Annotated in this window: 15 protein-coding genes and 2 pseudogenes; all 17 read left to right on the forward strand. The window is 69.6% G+C overall.

Annotated elements, in window-relative coordinates:
• Positions 1–170 (forward strand): annotated as a pseudogene (locus tag GZ997_RS12555) (16S rRNA (cytosine(1402)-N(4))-methyltransferase); the annotation flags it as partial.
• Positions 167–655, forward strand: a complete 489-nt coding sequence (locus tag GZ997_RS12560; protein WP_237564088.1) for a hypothetical protein — start codon at positions 167–169, stop codon at positions 653–655. The pseudogene GZ997_RS12555 and the gene GZ997_RS12560, both read left to right, overlap by 4 nt.
• Positions 656–693: 38 nt before the next feature.
• On the forward strand, positions 694–2,478 hold the full coding sequence (locus GZ997_RS01560; RefSeq protein WP_162678608.1) for a penicillin-binding protein 2: 1,785 nt from the start codon (positions 694–696) through the stop codon (positions 2,476–2,478).
• A gap of 73 nt (positions 2,479–2,551) precedes the next feature.
• Complete coding sequence (locus GZ997_RS01565) at positions 2,552–4,177, forward strand: UDP-N-acetylmuramoyl-L-alanyl-D-glutamate--2,6-diaminopimelate ligase (RefSeq protein ID WP_162678583.1); 1,626 nt, start codon at positions 2,552–2,554, stop codon at positions 4,175–4,177.
• Entirely contained in the window at positions 4,174–5,649 is a 1,476-nt protein-coding gene (gene murF, locus GZ997_RS01570) for a UDP-N-acetylmuramoyl-tripeptide--D-alanyl-D-alanine ligase (RefSeq protein WP_162678584.1), read from the forward strand. The genes GZ997_RS01565 and murF overlap by 4 nt, the downstream gene beginning before the upstream one ends.
• Positions 5,646–6,734 carry a phospho-N-acetylmuramoyl-pentapeptide-transferase gene (gene mraY / locus GZ997_RS01575; RefSeq protein WP_162678585.1) on the forward strand — a complete coding sequence of 363 codons (1,089 nt, stop codon included), beginning with the start codon at positions 5,646–5,648 and terminating at the stop codon, positions 6,732–6,734. The genes murF and mraY overlap by 4 nt, the downstream gene beginning before the upstream one ends.
• Positions 6,735–6,818: 84 nt before the next feature.
• Positions 6,819–8,387: a UDP-N-acetylmuramoyl-L-alanine--D-glutamate ligase gene (gene murD, locus GZ997_RS01580; protein WP_162678586.1), complete on the forward strand. Its 1,569-nt coding sequence runs from the start codon at positions 6,819–6,821 to the stop codon at positions 8,385–8,387.
• Entirely contained in the window at positions 8,380–9,669 is a 1,290-nt protein-coding gene (gene ftsW, locus GZ997_RS01585) for a putative lipid II flippase FtsW (protein WP_162678587.1), read from the forward strand. Before murD ends, ftsW begins: the two co-directional genes overlap by 8 nt.
• Before the next feature lies 1 nt (position 9,670).
• Positions 9,671–11,020 (forward strand): UDP-N-acetylglucosamine--N-acetylmuramyl-(pentapeptide) pyrophosphoryl-undecaprenol N-acetylglucosamine transferase, encoded by a 1,350-nt coding sequence (locus tag GZ997_RS01590; protein ID WP_162678588.1) that lies wholly within the window; start codon positions 9,671–9,673, stop codon positions 11,018–11,020.
• Positions 11,021–11,088: 68 nt separating this feature from the next.
• Positions 11,089–12,567 (forward strand): UDP-N-acetylmuramate--L-alanine ligase, encoded by a 1,479-nt coding sequence (gene murC, locus GZ997_RS01595; protein ID WP_162678609.1) that lies wholly within the window; start codon positions 11,089–11,091, stop codon positions 12,565–12,567.
• Entirely contained in the window at positions 12,564–13,499 is a 936-nt protein-coding gene (locus GZ997_RS01600) for an FtsQ-type POTRA domain-containing protein (RefSeq protein WP_162678589.1), read from the forward strand. The genes murC and GZ997_RS01600 overlap by 4 nt, the downstream gene beginning before the upstream one ends.
• 147 nt (positions 13,500–13,646) lie before the next feature.
• Positions 13,647–14,879, forward strand: coding sequence for a cell division protein FtsZ (gene ftsZ, locus GZ997_RS01605; protein WP_161924357.1), 1,233 nt, complete (start codon positions 13,647–13,649; stop codon positions 14,877–14,879).
• A gap of 15 nt (positions 14,880–14,894) precedes the next feature.
• Positions 14,895–15,683 carry a laccase domain-containing protein gene (locus GZ997_RS01610; RefSeq protein WP_162678590.1) on the forward strand — a complete coding sequence of 263 codons (789 nt, stop codon included), beginning with the start codon at positions 14,895–14,897 and terminating at the stop codon, positions 15,681–15,683.
• A gap of 172 nt (positions 15,684–15,855) precedes the next feature.
• Positions 15,856–16,329, forward strand: a complete 474-nt coding sequence (locus GZ997_RS01615; RefSeq protein ID WP_161924355.1) for a cell division protein SepF — start codon at positions 15,856–15,858, stop codon at positions 16,327–16,329.
• 10 nt (positions 16,330–16,339) lie between these two features.
• The gene (locus GZ997_RS01620) at positions 16,340–16,630 is read left to right on the forward strand and encodes a YggT family protein (RefSeq protein ID WP_162678591.1); all 291 of its coding nucleotides are present in this window, start codon (positions 16,340–16,342) and stop codon (positions 16,628–16,630) included.
• Between the two features lie 247 nt (positions 16,631–16,877).
• A pseudogene (locus tag GZ997_RS01625) lies at positions 16,878–17,066 on the forward strand (DivIVA domain-containing protein); the annotation flags it as partial.
• 143 nt (positions 17,067–17,209) lie between these two features.
• Positions 17,210–17,809: a DivIVA domain-containing protein gene (locus tag GZ997_RS01630; RefSeq protein WP_202616334.1), complete on the forward strand. Its 600-nt coding sequence runs from the start codon at positions 17,210–17,212 to the stop codon at positions 17,807–17,809.
• Positions 17,810–17,901: the final 92 nt, after the last annotated feature.

The following is a 17,901-nucleotide window of genomic DNA, read 5'->3' on the forward strand; positions in this document are numbered from 1 at the left end:
TCACGCACGGTGCCCAGAAGGCTGACGCAGCCGAGTTGGAGGCCAACCCCCGCAGCGCCTCCGTCCGGCTACGGGCTGCCGTGCGCACCCGGCCCGTCGGCCAGGCTCCTGCCCCAAACCATGACGCATATGCCCCAGCCGGAAACACACGAGGAAGGAACTGCCGATGACCACCGCAGCCAAGGTTCGCCGGAGCGCCACGGCCAATCCGTCCTGGCGCTCACTGACCGACGGTGCCACCGCGCGGGCAGCCCGCAGGGGTGCTCCGCAGACGCGCCCCGCAGCCGAGAGCTCCGGCCGACCCGAGCTGCGGGTGGTGCGGGGCATTGCGCCCTCGCCGCGCACCCTGCCGTTTCTGGCACTGGTGATCGGTATTCTCGCATGCGCCCTGGTATCAACCATGCTGCTCAACGCCCGGATGGCGGATACCGCGTACAAGATGAAGACCGCGCAGGTTGAGCTCAACGTTCTGCGCGACCACATAGAAACCGTACGCGCAGACGTGCAAGAGGCCTCGGCCGCGGACACGTTGGCGGCAAGGGCGGCGAAACTGGGCATGGTCCCGGCCGCAGCACCCGGAGTCATCGACCTGTCCGACTCCACCCTGGCGGGCGGCGCGCCCGCCGAGGCGGGCGAGGCGGACGAGGCCAAGTGAACCCGGTCAACCCGAGTAGGCGTCGTCTGCTGCAGTTCATGGGGCTGGCAGGATTCGGGACGCTGGCGGCCAGGACAACCTGGCTACAAATGGTGCGGGGCCCGGAGCTGGCTGCCCAGGCCCAGGCCGAACGTACTGTGACCTGGGTCAATCGCGCCCCCCGGGGTGACATTCTCGGCCGCGACGGCACGATCCTGGCCTCATCCGCAGTCTCCTACGACATCGGCGTGAACCAGGTGAAGATTGCCCAGTACGAGCGCTGGGAGGAACGTACCGACCCCGATACGGGACAGACCGTCAGTGAGCTCGTCGGTCATGGAGCAGCGGCCGCAGCGGAGCAGATAGCGGAGATTCTGGAGCTGGACGCTCAAGAGCTGGGTGCCATGATGGTGGGGGAATCCACCTACGCCATCATTGCCGAGGCCGTCGCCCCGGACACCTGGCGGCGGATCAATGCCTTGGCTATCCCCGGGGTGGAGCCGGATCAGCGCACCCGGCGCACTTACCCTGCGGGTTCCGTCGCAGGCAATGTCCTGGGGTACACCCAGGAGGACGAGGGGCGCGTCCTCGTCGGCACCGCTGGACTGGAGCTAACCCAGAACGACGCCCTTACCGGAACCAATGGGAAGGGGAGCGTGGAAGTCGGCAAGCTCGGGGCGATCATCCCCACCGGCAGGCAGGAGGAGGTGCCGGCCACGGCGGGAACGGCGGTGCGTACCACCATCAATCCTGACTTGCAGGCGATCGCCCAGGACGCCATTGACGAGGTGGTCCAGGCGCAGGGAGCCGACTGGGGCTGCGTGGTGGTAATGGAGCCCGCCACCGGCAAGCTGCTCGTGCTCTCCGACTCCGGTGCCGTGAACCCCTCCGATCCGGGGGCCACTCCGGAGGAGTCGCGTAACGCGCGCAGTGTGCAGGCGATCTTCGAGCCCGGGAGTGTGGGCAAGGTGATCACGTTCGCGGCCGCCCTTGAGGAGGGCACCATGGATCCGCAGGACACCTGGACGGTTCCCTACACCTGGACCGCGGCCAACGGGCAGACCTTCCGCGACTCGCACTACCACGATACCCAGACGCTCACATCCGCCGGAGTGCTGGCCGAGTCCTCCAACGTCGGCACCGTCCAGATCGGCGAGCAGCTAGACGACCAGGTGCGCTACGACTACCTCAGGCGGTTCGGCTACGGGCAGGTCACCGGGATCGAGATGCCCGCCGAGTCGGCCGGCATCCTCAGCGCGAGCTCGGACTGGGATGACCGCACCCGCTACACCACCATGTTCGGCCAGGGAATCGCCGGCACCGCCCTGCAGGCCGTGCAGGTGCTCGCCACGGTCGCCAATAAGGGCGTGCGCGTGGCCCCGCGCGTGGTGGACGCGTGGATCGACGCCGAGGGCAACGAGATCATGCAGGACACGCCCCAGGGAGAGCGCGTGATCAGTGAGGCGACTGCGCAGACGCTGACGGACATGCTCATCGGTGTCACGCAGGAGGGCGGGACCGCCGAGGCGGCCTCCATCGACGGCTACCTGGTTGCGGGCAAGACCGGTACCACGGAGATCCTCACCGAGGACGGCACGGTCGCCTCCTTCGTCGGCTTCACTCCGGCACGTGACCCGGCCATCGCTGTCGCCGTTATCGTCTATCGCCCGGACGGCACCTACGGTGGCACCGTCTCCGCGCCGGTGTTCCGCAAGGTCGCCCTGGCTGCGATGCATACCCTGGGCATCGCCCCGGACCCCAGCGTCATCGCCGCTCAGGCCGCAGCCGAGGCGGACGCCGTCGTCGCGGCCGGCCAGGGCGAGAGCGCAGGTGAGGAAGGATGAGTACCCTCGTCCTGGCACGTGTCGCCCGACGCCCGGCGGTCGTAACCGTCCTGTCACGATAGATTGGGGTCCTATGAGCAACCACGCTTACGAGTCGGCCGCCCGACTGCGCCCGCAACTGTGCGCACCCACCACCCTCAGCGACCTCGCGCGTACCTTCTCACTGACCCCCGCAACGCGTGAGGACGGCGGTGTGGACAGCGTCGACGGGCTGGAGATCGTCGGCGTCAGCGTAGATTCTGCGGATGTGGCCGCAGGCGAGCTCTTCGCGGCGCTGCCGGGATTCAGGACCCATGGCGCGGCCTACGCCCAGCAGGCAGTCGCCGCAGGGGCCGTTGCGGTGCTCACCGACTCGGCGGGTGCCGCCATGGTGCATGCGGACTGCCCCGGTACCCCGGTGCTGGTCCACCCCGATCCGCGCGCCGTCGTGGGGCCGCTGGCGGCGGCGGTCTACCACCAGCCGGCCACGCAGCTGCTCACCACCGCCGTCACCGGAACCAACGGCAAGACCACGACCTCCTACTTCCTGGACGCAATCATGACCGCACACCGGGGTGCCTGCATGGTCGCCGGAACCGTGGAGCTGAGGGTGGGTGATATATCAGTGGAGTCGCCCCGCACCACCGTCGAGGCACCCGTGCTGCAGCGCATGCTGGCCCTGGCCGCCGAGCAGGGCGTGGGGGCCGCCAGCCTGGAGGCCTCCAGCCACGCCATCGTGCTGCACCGCCTGGACGGGCTCGTAGTGGACGTGGCCGGATTCACCAACCTCCAGCGTGATCACCTGGACTTCCACCAGACCATGCCGGAGTACTTGGATGCCAAGGCGCAGTTGTTCACCCCCGAGCACGCACGCCGCGCCGTCATCTGCGTCGACGACGAGTGGGGTGCGCAGCTGGCCGGACGCATCGCGGCAGCCGGGCGGATCCCGGTGGACCGGGTGCGCGCCTACGCAGATGGCGCGGCAGGCACAGCGCCGGACGGTACCGACTGGTGGGTCAGCGACGCCGCCGTGTCCATGACTGACTCCGCCACCACCTTCACCCTGCACGGCCCTGCCGGCGAGGCCATCAGCGCCGCCTGCCCGCTGCCCGGACTCGTGAACGTCCAGAACGCCGCCCTCGCCCTGGTCATGGCGATCCGTGCCGGCGTACCGTCCGAAACCGCGGTGGCGGCACTGGCCACCGCCCACAACATCCCCGGCCGCATGCAGCGCATCAGCCAGCGCGACGGCGTGCGCGGCACCTGCATCGTGGACTTCGCCCACACTCCCGACGCCATGGAGCTGACCCTCAAGGCAGTGCGGCAGATCACCCCGGGGCGCCTCATCGTGGTATTTGGCTCCGACGGCGACCGCGACCGCGGCAAGCGGCCCATGCTGGGCGAGGTCTGCGCCAGGCTGGCCGATGTGCTAGTGGTCACCGACGAGAACCCCCGCAGTGAGGACCCGCAGTCGATCCGTGACGCCATCCTGGAGGGCGTGCGTGCCGTGCGCCCAGACCTGCACGACGTGGAGGAGATCACCAGCTGGCGGGGTGATGCGGTACGCCGCGGCGTCGAGCTGTGCGGTCCGCAGGACACGGTGATCGTGACCGGCAAGGGCCATGAGCCGTTCCTGGAGATCGCCGACGAATTCATCCGGTACAACGATGCTCCCGTCATGCGGGAGGCGGTCCTCGCCAAGTGGGGGGAGAGCGCATGATCGACCGTCCCCTGACCGAGATCGCCGCCTTCACGCAGGGCGCGCTGGTGCCGGCCGACGCCGCTCCCGCAGTGGATGCGGCGGCCGCCGGCGCGGTAGTTACGGACTCCCGCCGAGCCGGCCCCGGGGCCTTGTTCGTCGCCCTGGCCGGCGAGCGCACCGACGGGCACGCCCACGTCGGTGCGGCAGCCACCGCCGGAGCCGCCGCAGCCCTGGTCAGTGATATCTCCGCCGCCCGCGCGTCCCTGAGCGCCGCCGGAGCGGAGCTGCCGCTGATCGTCGTGCCGGACACCGTGGCGGCGCTCGGGGCACTGGCCCGCGAGCACCTCGCCGACCTGCGCCGTCGGGCGGTACAGCGCGGCGGCGCGCTGACCGTCGTCGCCGTCACCGGTTCGGTGGGAAAGACCACCACCAAGGACCTGACCCGCCAGCTGCTGGCCGCGCAGGCCCCCACCGTCGCCCCGGTGGCCTCCTTCAACAACGAGATCGGCCTGCCGCTTACGGTCCTGGAGGCCGATGCCGATACGCGCTTCCTGGTGCTGGAGATGGGCGCGTCCGCACCCGGGCACATCGCCTACCTGACAGACATCGCCCCGCTTGACGCCGCCGCCGTGCTGATGGTCGGCCATGCCCATATGGAGGGCTTCGGCTCGGTGGAGGGAGTCGCCCGGGCCAAGGCGGAAATCGTCCGCGGCCTGCTGCCCACGGGGACAGCCGTGCTCAACCTGGACGACCCCCGTACGGCGGCCATGGCGCAGCTGGCTCCCGCAGCGCTGGCGTTTTCCGCCTCAGGCACGGCTCAGGCCGATGTGCGGGCACAGGAGGTCGCGCTCGACGCCGACGCGCACGCCGTCTTCGACCTGTACCTGCCCGGTCTGGACGGGCCGCGCAGGGTGCGCCTGGCCGTGCCTGGTGCGCACAACGTCGCCAACGCCCTGGCTGCTGCGGGCCTGGCCCTGGCTGCCGGAGCTGCACCCGAGCACATCGCCGCCCAGCTCACCCAGGCCCGCCTGGAGAGTCCCCACCGGATGGATGTGACTGTCCTGGGGCGGAACCTGCTGCTGATCGACGATGCATACAACGCCAACATCGACTCCATGACCGCCGCCTTCGAGTCGCTCGGCTCCCTGGCCGGCGGCCGGCGCCGAGTCGCCATCATCTCGGAGATGCTGGAGCTGGGTGATTCCTCTGTGCGGGATCACGCCCGTACCGGAGAATTGGCCGCTGACACGGGTGTCGCGCTGCTGGTCACCGTCGGACCCGGTGCCGCCCCGGCCGCGGCCGCGGCCCGCGCCGCCGGGGTGAGCACGCTCGAGTTCGCCGACGCCGATGCGGTCCTTGCGGCTCTGGACTCACCGGACGGCCCGCTGCGCGATGGCGACGTCGTCCTGGTCAAGGGGTCCAATGGGTCGGGCGCCTGGCGCGTGGCAGACCACCTCAGGGACAGTTTGAAGGAGAGGGACGTCCAATGACAGCAATCCTGGTCTCTGCGGCGGTTGGCTTGCTGACCACGCTCCTCGGCACGCCGCTGCTGATCCGCTTCCTCCACAAACGCGAATACGGACAGTTCATTCGGCAGGACGGTCCCCAGGGGCACTTCACCAAGCGTGGCACGCCCACGATGGGGGGACTGGTAATCATCATCGCCACGGTGCTCGGATACGCCGTGGGTAATCTGATTGAGCTGCGTACCCCGCACACCAGCGGCGTGCTGCTGCTGTTCCTCATCATGGGGCTCGGGCTCATCGGCTTCCTGGATGACTTCGAGAAGATCTCCAAGCAGCGCTCCTTGGGGCTCAGCCCCTGGCAGAAGATCCTCGGCCAGGCGTTCATCGGCATCACCTTCTCGGTGGCGGCGCTGAACTTCGCTAACCGCAACGGGCTCACCCCAGCCTCCACCCGCATCTCCTTCGCCAGGGACTCGAGCCTGGACCTGGCCTTCGCCGGCGCCGTCGGCGGCATCATCCTGTTCACCATCTGGTCGAACTTCCTCATTACCGCCTGGTCTAACGCCGTCAACCTCACCGACGGGCTGGACGGCCTGGCCGCCGGCTCCTCCGCCGTGGTGTTCGCCGCCTACACGCTCATCGGCGTGTGGCAGACCAACCAGTCCTGCACCTACGGCCACGGCGACGTGGTGGCCACGCTGTGCTACCAGACCCGGGATCCGCGTGACATGGCCATGATCGCGGCGGCGCTTATGGGCGCCTGCTTCGGCTTCCTGTGGTGGAATGCCTCCCCTGCCAAGATCTTCATGGGGGATACCGGCTCGCTCGCCCTGGGCGGCGCCGTGGCGGGATTGTCGATTCTGACTCGCACCGAGTTCCTGGCGGTGCTCATCGGCGGGCTGTTCGTAGCCGAGGTCATGAGCGACATCATCCAGGTGGTGTCCTTCAAGTCCACCGGCAAACGCGTATTCCGCATGGCCCCGCTGCACCACCATTTCGAGCTGGGCGGCTGGACCGAGGTCAATGTGGTCATCCGCTTCTGGATCATCACGGGCGTGTGCGTAGTGCTCGGGCTGGGCCTGTTCTACGCCGAGTACCTGGTTTCCTGATCGGGATCACGAGCGTCGTGGGCCCAGCTCGAGGGGCCGCGGCGCCGCCAGCAGTCACCCGCGAAGTGGAGGTCATAGGCACCGATGAGTAGCAGCACACAGGTCGAGGCACTGGCCGGGGCGCGTGTGGGGGTCGTAGGGATCGGCCGCACCGGCCTGGCAGTGGTCGACGTGCTCACGTCCCTGGGCGCGCGTGTCACCGTATTCGACTCCTCCGGCTCCGCCGTCGACGCCCTCGCGGATACCCTCGGGGCCGGCACGGCTGCGCGGCTGGAGGGCACGGTCGTCGGCGATGACTCCACAATCGCGCACGCCCTGACCACCGCGGACCTGCGCCTGCTCATCGTGTCTCCAGGTGTACCGGCTACCGGTCCGGTGCTCGCCGCGGCCCGGGCCGCGGGAGTGCAGACCTGGAGCGAGATCGAGCTTGCCTGGCGGCTCCAGCGTGCCTCCGCCCGCCCCGACGTGCCCTGGCTGGTGGTCACCGGCACCGATGGCAAGACCACCACCGTCGGCATGCTTGAGCAGATCCTCGCCGCCGCCGGACTGAACGCGCCCGCAGTCGGCAACATCGGCGCCCCCGCGATCACCACGGTGGCCGAGGGACGCGCCGACGCCCTGGCCGTAGAGCTGTCCAGCTTTCAGCTGCACTCCACCCATACGCTCAGCCCCCTGGCTGCGGCCTGCTTGAACCTCGCCCCGGACCACCTGGACTGGCACGGGTCCATGGCCGCCTACGCGGCGGACAAGGCCCGCGTGTACGCCCGTACCCGCCGGGCGGCCGTCTACAACGTCGCCGACGCAGCCACGATGACGATGGTGGAGCAGGCGGATGTCGTTGAAGGATGCCGCGCCGTCGGCTTCACCACAGCGGTGCCGGCGCTCGGTCAGGTCGGCTGCGTGGAGGACATGCTCGTGGACCGGGCCTTCCACGCCGAGCGGCGCAGCAGCGGGGTGGAGCTGGCCACCTTCGCCGATCTGGCGCACCTGGCACCCGGTGGCGAGGCCGCCAATGTGCCCGCCCACATCGTCGCCGATGCGCTGGCGGCCTCCGCGCTGGCCCTCGCCAGTGAGGCCGTGGCGCAGGACCCCACCGCCATCGCGCGCGGGCTACGCGCCTACCGCACCGGCGCACACCGCATCGTCACCGTCGCCGTGCATGACGGGGTCACCTGGGTGGATGACTCCAAGGCCACCAATCCCCACGCCGCTCAGGCTGCACTGACGGCCCTGCCGCGGGGTAGCGGCGTATGGATCGTGGGTGGTGATGCCAAGGGCGCCACCTTCCACGAGCTGGTGCGCGCGGTTAGGCCGCATTTGCGCGGCGCGGTCGTCATTGGCCGGGACCAGGCCGCCGTGCTGGGGGCGCTGGCCGAGCAGGCCCCGGAGCTGCCGGTGACCACGGTCCCCGACGGCACCCCGCAGGCGGTAACCGACGCGGCGGTGGCCGCGGCCGCCGCGCTGGCCGAACCCGGAGACACCGTGATGCTCGCCCCCGCATGCGCCTCATGGGATCAGTTCGACTCCTACGCCCAGCGCGGCGACCTGTTTGCCCGCGCCGCCGCCCGGGTGACGCAGTCAGCAGCGGTATCAGAAGCGGTATCAGAAGCGGTAGCGGGTGACGCAGTCGAGGGCGGGCGCCGAGATGACTGAGACGGACATGACGCCCGCGCGTCGCTGGTCGAGGCGAGCGCGATTCTTGCGAGGCGCTGACGGCCCGGTCGAGGGCGAGAGCAGCACCCTGAGCTATTACGCCCTGTTGGTATCCACCTTGGCACTACTCGCCTTCGGGCTGATCATGGTCTTCTCGGTGCAGTCGGTGACGACTGCGGCCGACGGAGGCAATGCGTTCACCGCCTTCTCCAAGTACCTGGTCTTCGCCGTCATCGGGCTGCTCGGCATGTGGGTGCTGTCGCGCTTGCGGCCGCGTTCGCTGAAACGACTCGCCTGGCCGGCGCTGCTGGCATCCTTCGCCCTGCAGCTACTGGTGTTCGTTCCCGGCATTGGCATCGACGTATACGGCAACCGGAACTGGATCCAGCTGCCCGCGGGCCTGGGCACGGCCCAGCCGTCGGAGTTCATCAAGCTGGGGCTGTGCCTGTACCTGGGCGTGATGGTGTCCCGCCACCGGGACGCATTCATCGGCGGTGTGCGCACGGGGCGCGACTTGGCGCGATTCCTGGGATGGATACTGCTGCCGGCCGGCCTGGGCATCGGGCTGGTGATGGCCGGGGGCGACCTGGGCACGGTGATCGTGCTCACGGCACTGGTGGCCGGGGCGCTGTGGCTGGGCGGACTCGGTTGGCGCTGGTTCGCCGCTCTGGGGGGCATCGGCCTGCTCGGCTTCGCGGCGGCGTCGATGCTCTCCGCGAACCGCCGGGCCCGCATCCTAGCCTGGTTGCATCCGGACCGCTACGACCCCCTTGACGTCGGCTACCAGCCTCAGCACGGGCGCTACGCCCTGGGCACCGGCGGATTGCGGGGGGTGGGCCCCGGCTCCTCACGGCAGAAGTGGGGCTACCTGACCCAGGCCGATTCCGACTACATCTTCGCCGTCCTGGGTGAGGAGTTCGGCCTGGTGGGCACACTGTTCGTAATAGCGCTATTCGTTGTGGTCGCCTGGTGCTGCCTGCGCATCGTCCGCCGTAGCCAGTCCTTGTACGTCGCAGTGGTCACCAGCGGCATCATGACCTGGATCGTGGGGCAGGCCCTGATCAACATGAGCGTAGTGGTCGGCCTGCTGCCCGTGCTGGGGGTGCCGTTGCCCCTCGTCAGCGCGGGGGGATCCGCGCTGGTGTCGGTGCTGCTCGCCGTCGGGGTGCTGCTCGCCTTCGCCCGCAACGAGCCCGGCGCGTCTGCGGCGCTGCGCTCCCGTACGGGCGCTGTACGCCGTACGCTGGCCGTCATCGCACCGCGCAGGAGGAAACGTGCCTGAAATGCCCACCCAGAGTTCCGCTGCGGATGACCGCGCGGATCGGCCACTGCGGGTACTGCTGGCCGGCGGCGGCACCGCCGGCCACGTCAACCCCCTGCTGGCAACGGCCGCCGCCCTGCGCGACGCCGCCTCCGGGGGCGATCCCGGCACCAGCATCCTGGTCTTGGGCACCAAGGAGGGACTGGAACAGCGGCTCGTCCCGGAGGCGGGCTACGAGCTGGCTCATGTGCCCCGCGTGCCCATGCCGCGCCGCCCCACCGGCGACCTGCTGCTGTTGCCGCGCCGCCTGCGCGGTGCCGTCGCCGCCGCAGCTGAGGCAATCAGGCAAGTCGACGCCGACGTCGTGGTCGGCTTTGGCGGCTTCGTCTCCACGCCCGCCTACCTGGCGGCCAGGAGCGCCGGCGTGCCCGTAGTGATTCACGAGCAGAATGCTCGTCCCGGGCTCGCCAATCGGCTCGGGGCCCGCTGGGCGGCCGCCGTCGCCCTCACCTTCGCCTCCACACCCCTCGCTGCGGCTCACGGCCGGACCGAGGTCACGGGCCTGCCTCTGCGGCCGGCGATTGGCTCCCTGGTGGAGCGGCAGCGTGCCGATGTCGTCGGCGCCCGCCGGGATGGCGCCGCCGCGCTGGGACTGGACCCGGCTGCCACTACGGTGCTAGTCACAGGCGGCTCCCTGGGAGCCCAGCACCTCAACGAGGTCATGTGTGAATGCGCCGACCGGCTGCCCGCCGACCTGCAGGTGCTGCACCTGACGGGCCGGGGCAAGGACGCGCCGGTGCGTGCCGCCCTGGAACGCGCGGCCGCGCGCGCTCCCGGGCTGATGGAGCGCTACCACGTCCTGGACTACCTGACGGAGATGGAACAGGCCTACGCCTGCGCCGACGGCGTGATCTGCCGCTCCGGTGCGGGCACCGTGGCCGAGCTGACCGCCCTGGGGCTGCCCGCCCTCTACGTCCCCCTGCCCATAGGCAACGGGGAACAGCGGCTGAATGCGGCGGACTGCGTGTCTGCGGGCGGGGGACAACTGGTGGCCGACGCCGATCTAGACGCCGAGGACATCCTCGGCTTCACTGCGGTGCTCACCGACGAGTCCCGGCGCAGGTCTGCTGCCGCGGCCGCAGCCTCCACCGGCGTGCGTGACGGGGCGCAGCGCCTGGCGGCGCTGATCCGCGAGGTAGCCGCAGCCGGTTGCGGCGATGCCGCCGCCGCAGCGGATAACGGCGCGCCCGCCGACCCGAGCAGCGGGTCGGCTACCGGGGACTTCGGTGGTATCGCGGCGCCAGGGGAGCCCGCGGGAATTAAGGACGTCGCGGATATCGATGACTTCGAGGGCAAGGAGCAGAGCCGGTGACCGATGATCAACTGTCCCATGCCCTCCCGGTCAGCCCCGCAGGCACCGGCCCGCTCCCGGAGCAGGCGCTGGCGGCGGAGGAACTGACCGGACGGGCCTTCCACCTGATCGGCGTCGGCGGTGCTGGGATGAGCGTGGTGGCGCAGATCCTGGCCGAGCGCGGTGCCGTTGTCACCGGCTCCGACGCCAACGGGGGAGAGGCTTTTGAGCAGCTGCGTCAGCAGGGTCTGGGGGTGCGACTGGGCCACGCCGCAGCCAATGTTCCGCCCGAGGCCACCGTGGTGGTGTCAACCGCCATCAAGGACTCCAACCCTGAGCTGAGGACGGCGCGGGAGCGCGGCCAGACCGTGATCCACCGCTCGCAGGCCCTGGCCCTGGCCGCCCGGGGACGCGATTTCGTTGCCGTGGCGGGCGCCCACGGCAAGACCACGACCTCGGGAATGCTCGCCCAGGCGCTGTCCGTTGCCGGTCAGGATCCCTCATTCGCCATCGGGGGAGTGGTGCGATCCCTGCGCACCGGTGCGCACCTGGGCGGGGGGCTGGCCTTTGTCGCGGAGGCCGACGAGTCCGACCGCTCCTTCCTCAACTATGCCCCCACCGTCGAGATCGTTACCAATATCGAGCCGGATCACCTGGACAACTACGGCACCGCGGAGGCCTTTGCGCAGGCCTTCGTAGCCTTCGTCGAGCGCCTGCTCCCCGGTGGGCTGCTGATCGCCTGTGCCGACGATCCCGGTGCCCTGCGGCTGGCCCGGCAGGCGGTTTCCGCCGGCACCCGAGTGACCACCTATGGCACCACCGAGCCCTCCGCCATTCCCGGCGGTCCGCTGCCCGGTGCGGCGCATGTTCGCGTGGAGGTCGTCTCTCGCAGCGCTACCGGTACCAGCGCCCTGATTACCCGTTGGGATGATGTCGGCTCAGCCACGATTTCCGGGGCCGGCTCCAGCTCGGGACCGGTGCCGCTGGAGCTGTCGATTCCGGGTGACCATGTCGCGCTAGATGCGGCCGCCGCCTGGGAGGCCGGATGCGAGCTCGGCGTCTCCGCTGAGGCAATGGCCGCCGCCCTGGGCGCCTTCGCCGGCACCGGCCGTCGCTTCGAGCACCGGGGGGAGGCGGTCGGCGTCCGCGTGATCGACGATTACGCGCACCACCCAACCGAGATCGCGGCACTCCTGGCCGCGGCGCGGGAGGTCGCGGACGCCCGCGGCGGTCGGGTTATCGCACTGTTCCAACCCCACCTGTTCTCCCGTACCCGTAACTTCGCAGACCGGTTCGGCGCCGCCCTGGCAGCCGCCGACCACGTAATCGTGACTGCGATCTACCCGGCTCGTGAGACCCAGGCCGACTTCCCCGACGTCACCGGCCAGAGCGTAGTCGACCGCATTCCCGGCGACGGCCGCTACATCGCCGATGCCGAGGCCGCCGCCGACGCCGCCGCCGGCCTGGCACGACCCGGTGACCTGATACTGACCATCGGTGCCGGCGACGTCACCCGCCTGGGGCCGGTAATCCTGCGCAACCTGGCCGAGCGCGCGAACCCGGCATGATGCGCAAGCCGAGCCGCCCCAGGCCCCGCGGCGCAGCCGCGGAATCCGTATCCGTACCGTCCGATCCCGCCCGCGTCGACGCCGCAGGCGACCCCGTACAGGCCCCTGCCGCCGCCCCGGCTGCCGTAGAACCGCTGCAGGCTCGCGGTGACCAAGGCTCGCGCGCCCTGGGCTCCAGGGGGGTGAGCCGGGACCGGGTGGTCTCCTCGGGCTTGTCCGACCGGCTGGAGGAGCGTCGTCGTGCCCGCAGGCGCCTAGGCCGCGGGCGGCTGGTGCGGGCCGCGGGAGCTGCGGCGGTGATCGCGCTGCTGGTATGGGCCTGCCTGTTCTCACCGCTGCTGGGACTGCGCCCCAACGAAATCACGGTCACGGGTGCGGACGGCAGCGTGGACGCGGGTGACGTGCAGGCGGTGCTTGCACCCCACCGCGGGCAGTCCCTGCTGCGCCTGGACGTCACCGCCCTCGGTGAAGAGGTGGCGGACTCCCTGGTGACCGTGAGGTCTGCGGCGGTGACCCGTTCATGGCCGCACGGCCTGGCGGTACGCCTGACCATGCGCATTCCGGTCGCCGTGCGGCAGGTCGATGCCGGTTATGAGGTGCTTGACGGCGAGGCGGTGGTCCTTGAGACGGCGCAGCGGGCTCCGGAGGGCTTGGCGGTTATCGCCGCGGAACCCGGGCAGGAGCTGTCGGAGTCCCAGGTCTCAGCCGTAACGGAGGCGATTGGCAGCCTGGATCCGGAGACACGCACGCAGGTCTCCGGCGGGCGAGTCTCGCAGACCGGGCAGGTGACGCTGACCCTGGTGAGCGGTGCCACGGTGATGTGGGGCCAGTCCACGGACAATGAGCTCAAGGCGCGGGTGCTGGCGGTGCTGCTGCGGCAGGAGGCGGATACCTACGACGTGTCCAGCCCGCACAGTCCGACCACGTCCTGACACGCCGAACCAAATACCCTGCGGGCGGCTGGGGGACCCATAGCGTTGGGCACGTCATCGGAAGAATGACATAAGTATAGACCTCGACTTCAGGTTGAAGGTTGAGGGGAGTCCCCTGGGGCTCGGCACTAAACGCGGAGGCAGACAGTGGCGGAATCGCAGCACTATCAAGCAGTCATCAAGGTGGTGGGCGTCGGCGGAGGCGGCGTCAACGCCGTCAACCGCATGATCGAGGCCGGCCTGCGCGGCGTCGAGTTCATTGCCGTCAACACCGACGCGCAGGCGCTGCTGATGTCTGATGCCGATACCAAGCTCGATGTCGGCCGCAACCTGACGCGCGGCCTGGGTGCCGGCGCCGATCCGAGCATCGGCCGCAAGGCCGCCGAGGACCACCAGGACGATATTCAGGAGGCCCTCGAGGGGGCCGATATGGTCTTCGTTACCGCCGGCGAGGGCGGCGGCACCGGAACCGGCGCCGCCCCGATCGTCGCCAAGGTGGCGCGTTCACTCGGTGCGCTGACCATCGGGGTGGTGACCCGGCCCTTCGCCTTCGAGGGACGGCGTCGCGCCACTCAGGCCGAGGACGGCGTCACCAACCTGCGTGCCGAGGTCGACACCCTCATCGTCATCCCCAACGACCGCCTGCTGCAGATCGCGGACCGCAACATCAGCGTCGTTGACGCCTTCAAGCAGGCCGACCAGGTGCTGCTCCAAGGTGTCCAGGGCATCACCGAGCTGATCACCACCCCCGGCCTGATCAACGTCGACTTCAACGACGTCAAGTCCGTCATGCAGGACGCCGGCAGCGCCCTGATGGGTATCGGCTCCGCCACGGGAGAGGACCGTGCGCTGACTGCCACCGAGCAGGCCATCGCATCCCCGCTGCTGGAGTCCTCCATCGACGGCGCCCACGGCGTACTGCTGTTCTTCCAGGGCGGCAGCGATCTGGGCCTGTTCGAGATCTCCGAGGCGGCCAACCTCGTCCGCGAGGCCGTTCACCCCGAGGCGAACATCATCTTCGGCAACGTGGTGGACGGCGCCCTGGGCGACGAGGTGCGGGTCACCGTCATTGCCGCGGGCTTTGACGAGGACCCCGCCGTCGAGCCCCGCGCCGAGTCGAGCGGGGCCGGCCTGGCGCGGGCGGCTTCCTCCGCGGGGTCGGCGCGAGCCGCCGCTCCTGCTGCCCCGACCCGCGGTGCGCACGCAGCTGAGAACCCAGTCACGCGCCCCGTCCCCGCGGTAGCGGCGCCGGTCACGGCCGAGGTGCCGAGCTACGTGGATGAGTCCGTGCCGGAGGCTGAGCCCGAACTGGCTGTCCCCCGCGTAATCGGCGTCGACGCTGAGAAGGATGACATCGACCTGCCCGACTTCCTGCGCTGACCAGTGGGTGGGCAGGTGTGCTCCCCGGCCCTGATCCCAGCCGACCTGGGGGCTGGCGCGTGCGGCTACTTCACCACCCGCACGGCGCCGGATGGGCCTGATTCGGACGGCGGCCCGTACGCGGGCTTCAACCTCGCCGTCCACGTAGGTGATGACACGGCGCGGGTTGCTGACCACCGGGATCGGCTCGCGCAGGCGATTGGTCTTGCCTCGGATGCGACCGGCTCTGCCTCCGGTTGTGACCGCACGGGCATTGCGTGGATGAATCAGGTGCACTCCACCGGCGTTGCGGCCGCGGATGCGAGTGCTGCGCCCACCGCCGATGCGCTGCTGCTTGACGCACGCGCCCCGGCGTCGGCGGCGGCTGCGGCGGTGCTCGTGGCGGACTGCGTGCCGGTGCTACTGGCCGGCGCTGACGGAGCCGTGGTGGCAGCTGTCCACGCCGGCCGTCGTGGCCTGCTGATGGGCATAGTCCCGGCCGTGTTGGCGGCATTCGGGGACCTCGGCGTGGATCCCACCGGTATCTGCGCCGCGGTGGGACCTGCGATCTGCGGCGCCTGCTACGAGGTCCCTGAGCAGTTGCGACTCGAGGCGACGGCGGTGGAGCCCGCCTGCCATGCGGTTACGCGATGGGGCACTCCCGGCATAGACCTGGCTGCAGGGGTCTGCGCCCAGCTGGAGCGTGCCGGGGTGGGAGGCATCACCAGGGTCGATCGGTGCACCTATGAGGAGCCAGGACTGTACTCCTACCGCCGCGACGGCGTCACCGGGCGGCAGGCGGGTGTGGTCGTGCCGGCGCCCTAAGGCACTCCGCGCCCGCGGCCCGACTGAGTGATCTGGGCGACCCTGCGAGTACTGGCATAACGCACCCGGCGCGTTCGGTGACACGCCGCGGCGAATCAGCGGCAGGAGTGCTTGCGCCCGATACCGTCAGCCACATCCGGATCGCAGGGACCGGACGGATAAGGAGCACCCCATGAGCGCACTGCGCAAGATGACCAACTTCCTCGGCTATTCAGAGCCGACTGACGATGACTTCGCAGACGCCCCCGAGGCCGTCCCCACCGATTTCACTCAGGACCTGGTCGGCGAGTATGCCGATCGCGAAGATGAGGGCAAGGTCTATGACGCCCCCTTCGAGGAGGTGCCCGCACCGGCCGAGGCCCCGGACCTGCGCCGGATCGTGACGGTACACCCCTCCACCTACAACGAGGCCCGCGTGATCGGGGAGGCCTTCCGTGACGGGGTTCCGGTAATCATCAACCTCACCAATATGAGCGAGTCCGACGCCCGCCGCATGGTTGACTTCGCTGCCGGCCTGGTATTCGGCCTGCACGGTGCCATCGAGCGAGTCACCCCCCGCGTCTTCCTGCTGACCCCGACCTCGGTTGAGATCGACGACGGCGAGGGCTCGGAGGACGCTCACGGTCGCTTCTTCAACCAGAGCTGAACCGAGGGCCGTGGTGCTGGCACTCGTTTCAATTCTGCGCAGCTTGCTCGATCTGTATGTTCTGGTCCTGCTGACAAGGGTAGTGCTGGACTGGATCCAGCTGTTCGCCCGGAACTGGCGTCCCAGCGGCGTCGTACTCGTGCTGGCCAACGTCGTCTACGGGCTGACCGATCCGCCGCTGCGTCAAATCCGCCGCTTCATGCCGATGCTGCGCCTAGGCGCGGTCGGCATCGACCTGAGCTTCCTGGTCCTGTGGTTCGGCATCGTCATCCTCCGGCGCCTGCTCCTGCTGCTGGTGTGACGGTTCACGCGTGCCGCCGGACCGGACAATCGGTATGAGGTCAGCCCGAATGCATGCCGCGGCACGGCATGTGATGGTAGCGTGACGCGCGGTCCGTCCTGCGGAGCCGAGGCAATGCGGTGCGTGACCAGTCCCTTCCGGTTTTACTCGCATCAGGAGACGAGCGTTCTCGACGGCACGAGTCCGGGTTCTCCGGCGCTCGTGCGGCTCGCGATACGACTCACCCCACGACGCTGAGGAGATCACCATGACGCCGCTGACATCGGATGACATCTTGAACAGGAAGCTGCCAACCACACGGTTCCGTGAAGGATACGGGCAGGACGAGGTTGACGAGTTCCTTGACGAGGTTATTGCGGCCATGCGGAGTCTCGAGCACGAGTTGGCGTCCGCGAAGGCCCAAGTCGCGCGCCTGGAGCGTGCCAATGCGCGGCTCAGGGGGCAGGAGGGGGCAACTCCGGGAGCGTGACATGCGCCTCCGAATATGGCCTGAACCTGGAGTTCAGGTAATCTGTCCGCATGAGTCGCCGGTCCTCCGGTGCTCGTGGCATCTACCGTAACGACACCGAGGTGACGACTATGACGCTGCTGACCGCAGACGACGTCCTCAATAAGAAGTTCCAGGCAACCAAGTTCCGCGAGGGATACGAGCAGGACGAGGTTGACGAGTTCCTTGACGAGGTCGTCGAGGCCATGCGCCAGCTTGAGGCCGAGAACGCCGATCTCAAGGCCAAGCTGGAGGCTGCCAACGCCCGGGTGGCGGAGCTGGGCGAGGGAACGCAGGCGGCTCCCGCTGCGCAGCAGGAGACCACGGTGGTGGAGCCTGTCGTCGAGCAGGCTCCCGCCCAGGCCGTGGAGGAGTCTCAGGAGCCGGCGGCCGCTTCCGGCATGCTCGAGCTGGCCCAGCGCTTGCACGACGAGCACGTCGCCAACGGCAAGGCCGAGGGCGAGCGCATCATCGCCGAGGCCCGCGCCACCGGCGAGCAGGTCGTGCGCGAGGCAGAGGACCAGCGCAACCGCACCCTGGCTCAGCTCGAGAAGGAGCGCTCGGGGCTGGAGCACAAGATCGACGAGCTGCGTCGCTTCGAGTCCGACTACCGGACGCGCCTGAAGAGCTACCTGCAGAACCTGCTCACCACCGTCGAGGACGGCAACGAGTCCGCCAGCCCGAACTTGTGACGGACGGCGCTTGCAGCCGACGCGGACTCCCGCGTCGGCTGCGACTGCCACTGGCCCGTCGGTCGGGGGCGGCGCACCCTACCGGGGCGCCG

This window comes from Actinomyces sp. 565 (genome assembly GCF_010365615.1).
Taxonomy (GTDB): domain Bacteria; phylum Actinomycetota; class Actinomycetes; order Actinomycetales; family Actinomycetaceae; genus Actinomyces.